Origin of the sequence: Bradyrhizobium vignae, assembly GCF_004114425.1 — a bacterium.
In the GTDB taxonomy this organism is placed as follows: Bacteria; Pseudomonadota; Alphaproteobacteria; order Rhizobiales; family Xanthobacteraceae; genus Bradyrhizobium; species Bradyrhizobium vignae.
Window position 1 is genome coordinate 1 of the sequence record NZ_RDQF01000010.1, and the last position, 12,491, is coordinate 12,491.

General features: G+C 64.6%; 12 protein-coding genes and 1 pseudogene. 7 read left to right on the forward strand and 6 right to left on the reverse strand.

Features of this window, described 5'->3' with window-relative positions; genetic code table 11:
- The first annotated feature begins 308 nt into the window (after nucleotides 1–308).
- The 3 genes from EAV90_RS10930 to EAV90_RS10940 all read left to right on the forward strand — a co-directional run bounded on the left by EAV90_RS10930 (nucleotide 309) and on the right by EAV90_RS10940 (nucleotide 3,202).
- Nucleotides 309–1,514 carry an ABC transporter substrate-binding protein gene (locus EAV90_RS10930; RefSeq protein ID WP_129143389.1) on the forward strand — a complete coding sequence of 402 codons (1,206 nt, stop codon included), beginning with the start codon at nucleotides 309–311 and terminating at the stop codon, nucleotides 1,512–1,514.
- 150 nt (nucleotides 1,515–1,664) lie between these two features.
- Complete coding sequence (locus EAV90_RS10935) at nucleotides 1,665–2,453, forward strand: enoyl-CoA hydratase (protein WP_122400586.1); 789 nt, start codon at nucleotides 1,665–1,667, stop codon at nucleotides 2,451–2,453.
- A gap of 2 nt (nucleotides 2,454–2,455) precedes the next feature.
- The gene (locus EAV90_RS10940) at nucleotides 2,456–3,202 is read left to right on the forward strand and encodes a VOC family protein (RefSeq protein WP_162500084.1); all 747 of its coding nucleotides are present in this window, start codon (nucleotides 2,456–2,458) and stop codon (nucleotides 3,200–3,202) included.
- Between the two features lie 182 nt (nucleotides 3,203–3,384).
- Here EAV90_RS10940 and EAV90_RS10945 read toward each other — a convergent pair whose 3' ends face one another.
- The 3 genes from EAV90_RS10945 to EAV90_RS10955 form a co-directional block, all read right to left on the reverse strand.
- Complete coding sequence (locus EAV90_RS10945) at nucleotides 3,385–4,203, reverse strand: enoyl-CoA hydratase/isomerase family protein (protein WP_122400588.1); 819 nt, start codon at nucleotides 4,201–4,203, stop codon at nucleotides 3,385–3,387.
- Nucleotides 4,204–4,303: 100 nt separating this feature from the next.
- Nucleotides 4,304–5,464 (reverse strand): acyl-CoA dehydrogenase family protein, encoded by a 1,161-nt coding sequence (locus tag EAV90_RS10950; protein WP_122400589.1) that lies wholly within the window; start codon nucleotides 5,462–5,464, stop codon nucleotides 4,304–4,306.
- An 18-nt stretch (nucleotides 5,465–5,482) separates the two neighbouring features.
- Complete coding sequence (locus EAV90_RS10955) at nucleotides 5,483–6,547, reverse strand: acyl-CoA dehydrogenase family protein (RefSeq protein WP_129143390.1); 1,065 nt, start codon at nucleotides 6,545–6,547, stop codon at nucleotides 5,483–5,485.
- Nucleotides 6,548–6,796: 249 nt separating this feature from the next.
- On the opposite strand from EAV90_RS10955, the gene EAV90_RS10960 reads away from it, so the two are divergent.
- Entirely contained in the window at nucleotides 6,797–7,582 is a 786-nt protein-coding gene (locus EAV90_RS10960; RefSeq protein ID WP_129143391.1) for an SDR family NAD(P)-dependent oxidoreductase, read from the forward strand.
- Nucleotides 7,583–7,722: 140 nt separating this feature from the next.
- Here the strand turns inward: EAV90_RS10960 and EAV90_RS10965 are convergent, their stop codons facing one another.
- On the reverse strand, nucleotides 7,723–7,995 hold the full coding sequence (locus EAV90_RS10965; protein ID WP_174221543.1) for a GlsB/YeaQ/YmgE family stress response membrane protein: 273 nt from the start codon (nucleotides 7,993–7,995) through the stop codon (nucleotides 7,723–7,725).
- A 28-nt stretch (nucleotides 7,996–8,023) separates the two neighbouring features.
- Nucleotides 8,024–8,587: a YidB family protein gene (locus EAV90_RS10970; RefSeq protein ID WP_129143392.1), complete on the reverse strand. Its 564-nt coding sequence runs from the start codon at nucleotides 8,585–8,587 to the stop codon at nucleotides 8,024–8,026.
- 162 nt (nucleotides 8,588–8,749) lie between these two features.
- Between EAV90_RS10970 and EAV90_RS10975 the strand changes: the two are divergent.
- Both EAV90_RS10975 and EAV90_RS10980 read left to right on the forward strand, forming a co-directional pair.
- Nucleotides 8,750–9,762: pseudogene (locus tag EAV90_RS10975) on the forward strand (2-dehydropantoate 2-reductase).
- A gap of 18 nt (nucleotides 9,763–9,780) precedes the next feature.
- Nucleotides 9,781–9,996 (forward strand): hypothetical protein, encoded by a 216-nt coding sequence (locus tag EAV90_RS10980; protein WP_129143393.1) that lies wholly within the window; start codon nucleotides 9,781–9,783, stop codon nucleotides 9,994–9,996.
- Nucleotides 9,997–10,086: 90 nt separating this feature from the next.
- Here the strand turns inward: EAV90_RS10980 and EAV90_RS39375 are convergent, their stop codons facing one another.
- Nucleotides 10,087–10,710 (reverse strand): hypothetical protein, encoded by a 624-nt coding sequence (locus EAV90_RS39375; protein WP_164936871.1) that lies wholly within the window; start codon nucleotides 10,708–10,710, stop codon nucleotides 10,087–10,089.
- Nucleotides 10,711–10,953: 243 nt separating this feature from the next.
- Between EAV90_RS39375 and EAV90_RS10990 the strand changes: the two genes are divergently transcribed.
- Complete coding sequence (locus EAV90_RS10990) at nucleotides 10,954–12,471, forward strand: AMP-binding protein (RefSeq protein ID WP_129143394.1); 1,518 nt, start codon at nucleotides 10,954–10,956, stop codon at nucleotides 12,469–12,471.
- Nucleotides 12,472–12,491 lie beyond the last annotated feature (20 nt).

A 12,491-nucleotide genomic window follows, 5' to 3' on the forward strand; every position in this document is an offset into this window, starting at 1 on the left:
TATTCCGAAATCAGAAAACGCCACTTCTGCAGATAGTTGCGTTCAACCGTTCGGTCATAGCTGTTGTCTCGCATCGGATCGTTCCTCCGCTGCAGCGATCCAATCAGCGAATTATTGAACATGCACAGCAATGACGACGTGGAACGTCTTGCGTCTTCTCACCATTCCGCTTTGCGGAAAACATGCGCGGCAATCACGCATTCGCTTCGTTCCCGCGCTTGCTGCCCTCTCGCGCATGCGGCATGATTGCGGCAAGAGCAATAACCAAGCCGCCATCAGAGACGGGCGATAGAGGGAGGTCGTTTTCGATGAAGACTATTTTGTCCGGCATTTTTGCCGCCGCGCTTGCCCTCAATGCGAGCGCCGCGCAGGCCCAGGACAAGCCGTCGCTGAAGATCGGCGGCATCCTCGACATGTCCAGCCTCTATGCAGATATCACGGGCCCCGGCAGCGAGACCGCGGCCAAGATGGCCGTCGAGGATTTTGGTGGCGAGGTGCTGGGGCGCAAGATCCAGGTGCTGGCGGCCGATCATCTCAACAAGGCCGATCTCTCCGCCAACATCGCCCGCGACATGCTCGACAATCAAGGCGTCGAGATGATCTACGACGTCGCGGCCTCCGCAACCGCGCTTGCCGCCGGCGAGATCGCGAAAGCACGCAACAAGATCATCATGTTCAACGGCCCGGGCTCGATCCGTCTCACCAACGAAGCCTGCGGTCCCTACACCATCCACTATGTGTTCGACACCTACGGCCAGGCCAATGTGACCGGTCTTGCGGCCGTGAAGTCCGGCCTCGACAGCTGGTTCTTTCTCACCGCGGATTACGCCTTCGGCCAGGATCTGGAGAAGGACACCAGCGCCGTCGTGACCAAGACCGGCGGCAAGGTGCTTGGCAGCGTGCGTCATCCGCTCAACACGTCGGATTTCTCGTCCTTCCTGCTCCAGGCCCAGGCCTCCAAGGCCAAGGTGATCGGACTAGCAAATGCCGGCGGCGACACCATCAACGCCATCAAGCAGGCGGCGGAGTTCGGCATCACCAAGGGTGGCCAGAAGGTCTCGCCGCTGCTCGCCTTCGTCACCGATATCGACTCGATCGGGCTGGAGACCGCGCAGGGCTTGCTGCTTGCCGAGGCATTCTATTGGGACCTCAACGACGACACGCGTGCATTCTCGAAGCGCTTCATGGAACGCACCAAGCGGATGCCGACCTCGGCGCAGGCTGGAGTCTATTCCTCCGTCACGCATTACCTCAAAGCCGTGAAGGCGGCCGGCACCACCGATGCCGCGGCGGTGATCAAGGTGATGAAGGAGACACCGATCAACGACTTTTTCGCCAAGAATGGCAAGATCCGCGAGGATGGCCGCATGATCCATGACATGTACTTGTTCGAGGTGAAGAAGCCCTCGGAGTCGAAGGGCCGCTGGGACGATTACAAGCTGCTCGCCACCGTGCCCGGCAACGAGGCGTTCCAGTCGCTGGAGCAGTCGCGCTGCCCGCTGGTGAAGAAGTGACGGCGTGACGTAAGTCACGACGTCATTGCGAGGAGCTCTTGCGGTGAAGCAATCCAGACCGCATCCGCGGAGACATCTCTGGATTGCTTCGCTTCGCTCGCAATGACGGTGTGGTGAGAGCTCGGTCAAACAACGAGAGGGAGACGCCCGATGAACGACATGGTCCTGCAAAAGCTCGAAGGCGGGCTGCTCACCATCACCATGAACCGCCCGGAGCGGAAGAACGCGCTCAATCCCGACATGGTGCGCGGGCTGGTCGAGGCGGCGCGGCGCGCGGCTGACGATCCGGAGGTACGTGCAGTGCTGTTCAAGGGCGCCGGCGGTTCGTTCTGCGTCGGCGGCGACGTCAAGTCGATGGCGGAGGGCCGCGCGCCGCTGCCGTTCGAGCAGAAGCTCGCGAATTTGCGCCGTGGCATGGAAGTCTCGCGCATCCTGCATCAGATGCCGAAGCCTGTCGTGGCGCAGCTCGATGGCGCGGCGGCCGGCGCGGGGCTTTCGATGGCGCTGTCCTGCGACCTGCGCATCGCCTCCGAATCCTGCAAGATCACGACGGCCTTTGCCAAGGTCGGCTTCTCCGGCGATTACGGCGGGACCTATTTCCTGACCCAACTGCTCGGCAGCGCGCGGGCGCGCGAGCTCTATCTGATGTCGCCGGTGCTCACGGCGAGGGAAGCTCACGCCATCGGCCTGGTGACCAAGGTCGTGCCCGACGCCGAGATCGACACCGCCGCGCACGAGCTCGCGCTGTCGCTGGCGCAAGGGCCCTCGATCGCGCTCGGCTACATCAAGCGCAACATCAATAATGCCGAGCATTTGGCGCTGGAGGATTGCTTCGACGGCGAGGCGATCCACCACACCCGCTGTGGTGATACCGCCGATCACAAGGAGGCCGCAAAAGCCTTCGTCGAGAAGCGCAAGCCCGCCTTCAGGGGCGAGTGACGATGTCGTCCTACATGCGCTTGCGGCAGATCTGCCTGGTCGCGCCGCAGCTCGAGCCGGTGATCACGGATATCGCCCGGATCATGGGCTTGGCCATCTGCTATCGCGACGGCAATGTCGCAAAATACGGCCTGGAGAACGCGCTGCTCCCGGTCGACACGATCCTGCTTGAAGTCGTGGCGCCCTTCAGGGACGGCACCACGGCCGGCCGCTTCATCGAGAAGACCGGCGGCCGCGGCGGCTACATGGCGATCTTCTGCTGCGATGATCCGGACGAGCGCGGCCGCAACGCCAACGCGCTCGGCGTGCGCACGGCCAACGTCATCGACCATGCACCTTATCATGGTGTGCAGCTCCACCCCCGCGACTGCCGCGCCGCCTTCATCGAGTTCAACCACACCGAAGGCAGCGACGATAGTCTGGGCGCCTATCCGCCGGCGGGACCGGACTGGCAAAAATTCATCCGCAAGGATGTGACGCAGGCGCTGACGGCGGTGGAGATGCAGAGCCCGGACCCGCAGGGCCTCGCGGAGCATTGGGGCAAGATCATCGGGGTTGCGCCACGCGATGCCGAATTGAGACTACCGAACGCCACCTTTCGCTTCGTGAAGGGCGCCAGCGAGATCATGAGCGCGCTGGAGTTTCGGGTGACTGACGCGGCGCAGGTGCTGCATGCCGCCAAGGCGAAGGGGCTCGCCGTTGCCGGGAATGAGTTTCTGCTCGGCGGGGTGACGTTTCGCGTGAGTTGATCACGCTGTACCCTCTCCCCTTGTGGGCCTTGTGGGAGAGGGTGGCTTCGCGAGAGCGAAGCCGGGTGAGGGGTTTCTATCCCCATGAACAGTTTTGCGCACGGAGAGAACCCCTGATCCGGCGCTTCGCGCCACCTTCTCCCACAGGGGGAGAAGGAAGAAGAGAACGTTCATCGCCGCGATCACCTTCCCTTAAAATTCGCCACCCGGCGCTCTTCCGTGGCCTTCACGCCTTCCTTGAAATCTTCAGTCGCGCGCAGCCTTGTCTGCTCGGCGAGCTCGTGATTGGTCGCGGCCATGACGCGGTCGGCGAGGCCGGCGCGCATCGTGGCGCGGGTCGAGAGCAGGCCGAGAGGGGAGCATTCGGCGATCTCGCCGGCGAGCTTCATCGCGGCCGCCTTCACCTGGTCCTGCGGCACCAGCTCGTTGGCCAGGCCCCATTTGTAGGCCTCTTCGCCGGTGACCCGGCGGCTGGTGTAGAACATCAGCTCAGCGTTGTTCTTGCCGATCAGCTCGGGCAGCGTCACGGTCAGGCCGAAGCCAGGATGGAAGCCGAGTTTGGTGAAATTCGCGGAAAAGCGCGCTTCGGGGCAGGTGACGCGAAAGTCGGCCGACACCGCGAGACCAAGGCCGCCGCCGATGGCTGCGCCCTGCACGGCGGCAACGATTGGCTTCTTGGCGCGGAAGATGCGCACGGCCTGGATGTAGAGGTGGCTGATCGGCCCGAGATTGTCGGCCGGATCGCCCTTCTTGGCTTGCTCGGCCTCGCGCGCTTCCTGCGCCTGCCGCGCCGGGTCGCCGAAATTGGCGCCGGCGCAGAACGCCTTGCCCTGCGCCGACAGAACGGAGGCGCGGATCTCGATGTCGCGGTCGAACTCGTCGAGCGCATCCGCGATCTGGTTGATCAGCGAGATGTCGAAGAAGTTGAGTGGCGGCCGGCGGATCTCGATGGTGCCGACATGCCCGACCTTCTCGACACCGATATCTTTATACGTGCTCATAGATTGTCTCCAAACGTCCCGATACGTCCGTGGCGAAGAACCACCCCTCCCATAGGGAGAGGTCGGCGCGGAGCGCGAGGCTGGCAGGTCGCCACGAGCGTTACCGCAAGCCAAGTCCGCGGGCGATGATGCCGCGCAGCACCTCGGTTGTGCCGCCCTGGATGGTGAGTTTCGGTGCGGTCTTGATGGCGAAGTCGAGCTGCCGCTCCAAGGTCTCGCGGTTGGTCGCGGTCTCCTCGACGAAGGCGGCGAGATCGCGCACGCGATGCGGCAGCTGCTGCTCCCAGACCGTGCCGATGTCCTTGACGATGGACGCCTCGACCACGGGCTCCTTGCCGGCTTCGAGCATGCCGGCGACCGAGACCGACATGCGCCGCATGGTGTGGAGCTGCGCGACCAGGCGCCCGATGCCTTCGGCGCTGCGCGTATCCGGATTGGGCCCGACTGCGCGCACCAGCTCGGTCAGCACGTAATAGGTTTCGAGGAAGCGCTCGGGGCCCGAGCGCTCATAGGCGAGCTCGCTCGTCGCCTGCTTCCAGGCGCCGTCGACCTCGCCGAGCACGTGGTCGTCGGGGATGAAGTGATCGGTGAAGACGACCTCGTTGAACTCGTACTGGCCGGTGATCTGGCCGATCGGGTTCACCTTGATGCCCGGCTGCTTCATCTTGACCAGGAACTGGGTCAGGCCGTGACGGCGGTTTTCCTTGGTCGGCGGCGAGGTCCGGAAGATTGCGATCATGTAGTCGGCGATGTGTGCCGACGAGGTCCAGATCTTGGTGCCGTTGATGAGATAGCCGCCGTCGGTCTTGGTCGCGCGCGTCTTCGCCGCGAACAGGTCGGAGCCGGAGTTCGGCTCGCTCATGCCGATGGCAAAGCAGATCTCGCCGCGGCAGATGCGCGGCAGGATGTCCATCTTGATGTGCTCGGGCGCATATTTCAGGAGCACCGGGCCGCTCTGGCGGTCTGCGACGAAGAAGCGGCGCGTCGGCGCGTTGGCGACGCGCATCTCCTCGGTCACCACGTAGCGTTCGAGGAACGAGCGCTCCTGGCCGCCATATTTCTTCGGCCAAGTCATGCCCAGCCAGCCCTTGGCGCCGACCCGGCGGGAGAACTCCGGCGCGTCGGTGTCTTCGCGGTTGGGCTTGTGCGGATCAAAAGTGCCGGCGGCGATTTCCTCGGCGAGGAAGGCGCGGACTTCCTTGCGCAGCTGCTCGCACTTCTCGGGCAGGCGGATCGGATCGAAACGGAGGGCAGCGGTCATTGTTGTCTCGTCCCCTGATCAGCGCGAAGCCACGAGCGGCCACAATTCGTCCGCGCCGCGGTTTGCTATGAGCTTGCCGAGCTCGACGGCCCAGTAGCTCTCCGAGCCGAAATCGTCGCGCCAGGCCAGCGCGCGCAGTGAGTAGCGGTGCAGGATATGCTCCATAGTGAAGCCGATCGCGCCATGGACTTGATGCGCGATACCGCCGCCCTTCTCGGCCGCTTCCGCGCAGCGGATTTTCGCGGAGGCGGCCTCGAGATAGACCTCGTCGTTGAGCGATTTCGCATTCGCGATGGCGTCGGCCGCCGAGGTTGCGGCCGCGAGCGCTGCGGCGGATTCGCCGGCAAGCCGCGCGAGATTGTGCTGCACCGCCTGGAATTTCGAGATCTTCTTCTCGAAGGCGACGCGTTCGTTGGAATAGCGCACGGAGATGTCGAGCATGGATTCCAGCGCGCCGGCGATCTGGAGGCTGCGTGCGACGCCGCCCATCAGCATCAGATTGGTCTGCTCAAAGTCCTTCGGTGCGGGCTTAATCGCAACGGGCTGCACTTTGTCGAGCGTCACGGTGTCGCTGTGGTCGTAGCCGACATTGAGGCCGGCCTCGATCCGCGCCTTGGTCGCATCCACCAGCGCAATCGCGGCGCCGTCCTTGCCGTGCGCCAGCACCGCAAAATGCTTCGCCGATTTTGCGAAAGGCACGCCGCGGGCGCGGCCGGAGAGCAAGCCGTCGGCATCGAGGCCGACGCGGTCCTTCGGAGACGCCGGCAGCACCGTCATCTCGCCGTCGGGCGAGGTGATCCTGGCCTGCGCCAGCAGCCAGCCGGCCAGCATGGTCTCGGCCAGCGGAACTGCGACGGCGAAACGGCCGGCGGCGTTCAACAGCGCAAAGCCGTCGGCGAGGCTTGCGCCGGAGCCGCCGAGATCGTCCGGTACCCAGGAGAGCGGCAGGCCGGCTTCGCTCAGCGCCTGCCACAGCGGCGCCTGCCAGGTATTCTTCCTGTCGTTGTTGATTTCTTGCGGATCGGCGAGATCGGCGAAGATTTTCTCCGCGGTCTCGACGACGATATTGTCACTCTCCGCCACAGCGTTCCCCGTGTCTTGCCATTGGCGCGTCCCGCCTCCGTGGGGCGGCGCGCACGTTCTTCTTGCGCCCGATGATCGGAAAAAGCCATGGCCCTGACAAGCGTTGATCGCAGGTCAACCTGCGGTGCGGGCATGGGCGCAAGGACCAATTGGAGGCTAATTCCGCTTAGCGGAGTTTGCTCGATTTGCAGGGCGCGGCAAACTCGCTAAACAGGGCGCCGCGATCAAAGACAGGGGAAGGAGATCGGGATGGCAAAGGACAGCTTGTGCGCAATCGTGACGGGGTCTGCTTCCGGCCTTGGCGCAGCAACCGCGGAAATTCTGGCGCGGAGCGGGGCGCGGCTCGTCATCAACTATTCGTCGAGCCAGAAGGAGGCCGACGCTACGGCTGAGCTCTGCCGCAAGGCCGGCGCGGCGGAGGTGCTGGTTGCGCAGGGCGACGTCTCGAAGGATGAGGATTGCCGCAAGATCGTCGCTGCCGCTGCGCCTTGGGGCCGGCTCGATATCCTCGTCAACAATGCCGGCACCACCAAGCACGTGGCTCACGCCGATCTCGATGGGTTGTCGGCTGAAGATTTCCAGCGGGTCTACGGCGTCAACACCATCGGCCCGTTCCAGATGGTGCGCGCGGCGCGCAGCCTGCTGGAAGCCGCTGCGAAGGCTTCGGGGCGTCCGTCGGCGGTCGTGAACGTCTCCTCGGTTGCCGGCATCAGTGGCGTCGGCTCGTCGATCGCGTATGCCGCGAGCAAGGGCGCGCTGAATACGATGACGCTGTCGCTGTCGCGCGCGCTCGCGCCGCTGATCCGCGTCAACACGGTCTGCCCCGGCTATATCGATACGCCCTGGTTCACCAAGGGCCGCGGCGAGGCCGGCGCCAAGCAGGTGCGCGACAGCGTCGTGGCGAAGGTGCCGCTCAAGGTTGCCTCATCCGCCGAAGATATCGCCCAGCTCGTCTGCTTCCTGGCAATGCCGGCCTCCAGCAACATGACCGGCGAGGTCGTGCGCATGGATGCGGGGATGCATTTGATTACGTGATTGGGTGTCTCGCCGCTCTCTCCCCGTCATGGCCGGGCTTGACCCGGCCATCCACGTGTTGTCACGCAGATCAAAAGACGTGGATGCCCGGGTCAGGCACGGGCATGACGATGTGGAGGCGGTGTGCCGCCCCTCGCTGGCTACCCCTTGATCACGCCGCTCGCCACGAGGCGATGCCAGATGAACAGCACCACTACGGCGCCGATCGTCGCCGTGATGAAGCCGGCACCCTGGTCAGGGCTGTAATGGCCGATGGCCTGGCCGACGAAGGTTGCCAGAAAGGCGCCGGCGATGCCGAGGATGGTGGTGAGGATGAAGCCGCTCGGATTGTTCGGTCCCGGCGCAAGCCAGCGCGCGATGAGGCCGGCGACGAAGCCGACGACGATGATCCACAACAGGCCGCCCATGCTCATGAGTGTGCTCCCCTTCCCGAGACCGCCATCAGATTCGCCCCGAGAGTTCGTTCTCAGTCGGCAGCCGTCCGTCCGGCGTCAGATGATCGATCACCTGCGGTAGATATTGGCTGAGACCAGAGAGCAGCTCCTCGCGTGACAGGCCGCTCTGGGCGGACAGGCTGTCGATCTGGTCGGCGCCGAGTGCGCTGGCGAGATCGCCCGGCGCGATCGGCTTGTTCTCGCCCTTGCCGACCCAGGAATTCGCGGTGTCGCCGTGACCGCTCTGCTGCAGCTGGTTGAGGAGATCGCCAAGCCCGCCGCTGAGCACGGTGCCGGCCGCGCCGCCCGCAAGCAGGCCGCCGAGGCCGCCCTTCAGTATATCGCTCAGTCCGCCACCCGCACCCGCGTTCACCGGCGGAGGCGCGGGCGACGGTTGCGGCGCCGAGCCCGACTGATTGGCGGTGAGATGCTTGAATGCCTTCCAGGCGAGGAGGCCGAGCAGCGCCATGGTCATCGGCGACATGCCGCCGGAGGATGATTGCTCTGAGCTGGGTGTGCTTGGGCCGCGCGGGCCTTTCTGCATGCCGTTGAGGACGTCGAGTAGACCCATGATGCTCTCCTTCGTCTCGTTCGGCGAGCGCTCGCCGCTGACTGCCCCCCGGGCGAAATCATATGGGGCACTCATGACGGTTACAAGGCGGCTGCGACGCAACCAATGGGCAGGCGGCGTTGCCTCTGCTATCGAAGGCCGGTCCTTCAGGGAGCGAGTTCAATGGTTACGGATCGACCGATCGTGGTGGCCGGCGCCGGCGCCATCGGCTGTTTCGTCGGCGGCATGCTGGCCGCGTCAGGCCGGCGTGTCGCGCTGCTGGTGCGGCCGCGGGTGAAGACCGAGATCGAGCGGTTCGGTCTGCGGCTGACCGATTTCGACGGCTCCGAGAAGAGGCTTGGCGCGGGTCAGCTTGCGTTGTCCGAGGATCCTGCGATCTTCCACGGCGACGGCATCGTGCTGGTGACGGTGAAGAGCGCCGACACCGCCGCTGTCGCCGATCAGATCGCGCAGCATGCGCCGCAGGATGCGGTCGTCGTCTCACTCCAGAACGGCATCGGCAACGTCGCAGTGTTGCGCGAACGACTTGGCGACCATTTTAGGCGCGTGCTCGCCGGCATGGTGCCGTTCAACGTGGTCGCGATGGGCGAGGGCCGCTTCCACCGCTCGAGCTCCGGTGACATCCATGTCGGAGAAGACGAGGCGAACACCGCCGGGGCGCTTTCGGTGCCTGGCCTTAAGGTGCGTGCGAGAGGTGACATCACCGGCGTGCAATGGGCAAGCTGATCATCAATCTGAACAACGCGCTCAGCGCGCTGTCCGACATGCCGCTCGCCGCACAACTGGCGAATCGCGAGTGGCGAAGATTGTTCGCCGACCAGATGGCGGAAGGGCTGGCTGCGCTGAAGGCCGACGGCATCGCGCCGGTTTCGTCGACGCCGATCCCGATGAAATGGTCTCCGGCATTGCTGCGGCTGCCAGACATGATCTTCGACGCGATCCTCGGGCGGACCATGAAGATCGATCCCGAGGCGCGCTCCTCGATGTGGCAGGATCTGAAGCAGGGCCGTAAAACCGAGATCGACTATCTCCAGGGTGCGGTCATCGCGCTCGCCGAGCAAAACGGCGTGAACGTGCCGCTGATGCGCCGCATTGTTGCGCTGATCAAGGAAGCCGAGGCGGCCGGCAACGGCCCGCCGCGGCTGACGCCGCAGCAGATCCGCGGGTCGGCGTGAGTGCGAAGGAGCTACGCCATGAAGCGTTGTCTGATGATCGGGGTCGCGCTGGCCGCGCTCTGCGGCGCATCGACGCTCGCCCTTGCGAGGCCGCCGACGGTCGTGAACTCTCCGGGCTATGACAGGCGATTGCAGGAGAGCAGGTCGCAGTTGGGTGGTTCGCCGACGGTAATCGCGCCCGCGAATCCAACGGTGCCCACGTCCAAGCGCAGCAAGAAGAAGCATCCAAACTGAAGCCTCACCCTCCGCCGTCGTCCCGGATCGGGGCTGACGCTTCTCGGGAGGACAGCGGAGTTTGCGGCCGCCGCGGAAAAGCCGAGAAGCTTACCCCTTTTTCGCGGGTTTGCTCGGCGTCGGGTTGAACAGCTTCTTCAGGTCGTTCAGGCTTTCCGATAGCCGCGGCCATTCGCAGCTGAACGAGCCCTTGGTGCAGGGCGCGCTCTTTGGTCTCGTGCCCACGGCCTGCTGAACCTTCGGCCGTTCGACCGGGATAGGCACGCGCTCGACTTCGGTCTGCAGCGCGACCTGCTGAAGCTGCCGCACCTGTTGCTCTTGCTGCTCGCGCTGTTGGCGCGCGGTGGCTTGGGCCGCTTCATTGCTGCGGCGCTGATTGGCGAGATACGCGGTGTAGGCTTCGTCGATCTTCTTCTGCTCCTCCGGCGTCGGATTGGGGCCGGCGATGTCGAAGGTGCGATCCTGGAGGAAGTCGTAATAGGAATAGCCGCCGCCCGGCTTGCGGCGGCCGGCAAACTTGGCGTTGCAATCGGCAAGCGCGGCTGTCTTCTCGGTCTTGGTTGCGGCCTTCTCGGCGGCGTCGGCGCATTCCTCGAAATCGACCGGCGCACGTTTCCACCATTGCGCCTCGGCATGCGCATGCATCAGCAGGTAAAACCCTGTTGCGGCAACGACAAGCAGCGCTGCACGATGCGATGTAACGACGGCCGACATTCTACGAGAGCATTCCCTATCAGACTCAACCCGAACTGAGTCGGGTCGGATTTTTGCCCCTTTATCGCCGCCTTGTCACCCATGGAACCCACATGGAACCCGGGAATTTCATGGCCGGGATGCTGACATTTTGTGCTTGACGTGGCGTGGGAGTCACAGCGTCGCGCCGGCAGGCTGTTACACTTATGTTGCGAGCGCCTCACTCCCCGCGGCAACGCCAAGAACACGAAGTGGAAACGCCTGATGCTGCTCCCCCTGTCCGATGTGCCGCGCTGGTACGCCGAGCGCAAACCGCAAGGCACGATCGCTATCCGTCACGGGCAGGACACGTTGACATGGGACGAGCTCGAGCGTTGCGCCAATCGGCGCGCGCGGGCGTTCGCGGCCAAGGGCGTCAAGCCTGGCGATTTCGTCGCGATCGGTTTGCCCAACGGCAACTCGTTCTTCGAGACCTCCTTTGCGGTATGGAAGTGCGGGGCGACGCCGACCTCGCTGTCATGGCGGCTGCCGCGCGGCGAGGCCGCCGCCGTGCTCGACATCCTCAAGCCCGCGCTGGTGGTCGGCGGCGAGGCCGACTGGAATGCGCCGAACCGCCTGCCTGCGGATTTCGTGCCGGAAGGTGTTTCGGACGAGCCGCTCAATCCGCCGGTGGCGCGCTACTGGAAGGCGATGACGTCAGGCGGCTCGACCGGCCGTCCCAAGGTGATCCTCGATCACCATCCGGCGGTGACCGACACCGTCGCGGCGCCGCCGCTCAACATTCCTTTCGGCGTCTCGCTGCTCAATCCCGGCCCGCTCTACCACAATGCGCCATTCATCGTGTCGCACTACGCGCTGTTCGCCGGCGGCAAGCTCACCGGCCTCACCAAATTCGATGCCGAGGAGACGCTGCGCCAGATCGAGCGTGAGCGCGTGCAATGGGTCAATTTCGTGCCGACCATGATGCACCGGATCTGGGCGCTGCCGGAGAGCGTGCGCAACTCGTACGACCTATCGAGCCTGCAGACGGTCTTCCATATGGCGGCGCCGATGCCGCCGTGGCTGAAGGAGAACTGGATCGCCTGGCTCGGACCGGAGCGGATCTGGGAGCTCTATGGCGGCACCGAGCGCCAGGGCGCCTGCATCATATCAGGCACCGAGTGGCTGACGCACAAGGGCTCGGTCGGCAAGATCGGCGATATGGCGAAGCTTCGCATCATTGGCGAGGACGGCAACGATGTCGCGCCGGGCGAGACCGGCGAGATCTACTTCCTCAACAATGACGGCAAGGACGCCACTTATCACTATCTCGGGGCCGAGCCGAAACGCCGCGCCGATGGCTGGGAATCGCTCGGCGATATCGGCCGGCTGGATGCAGAAGGCTATCTCTATCTCGGCGACCGCCTCGCCGACATGGTGCTGCGCGGCGGCGCCAACATCTATCCGGCCGAGGTCGAGGCTGCCGTCTCCGCCTGTCCCGGCGTGCGCTCCTGCGTGGTGGTCGGCTTGCCCGATCCGGAATTGGGCCAGCGCGTGCATGCGATCATCGAGCCGGAGCCCGATGCCGACGGCCAGGCCATTGCTGATGGAATGGCAGATTTCCTCAAGGACCGGCTCAGCCGCTACAAGCACCCTGAAAGCTTCGAATTCGTCAGCGCCCCGCCGCGCGATGATTCCGGAAAAGTTCGCCGCACGCTGTTGCGCGATGAGCGCGCAGCATGGATGAAGGAAGGGCGCGCTTTCCGGATTTTACCGGCGAAGGCGCGGGCGCACGCCGAATGAGACAAACACGGAAGGATTGA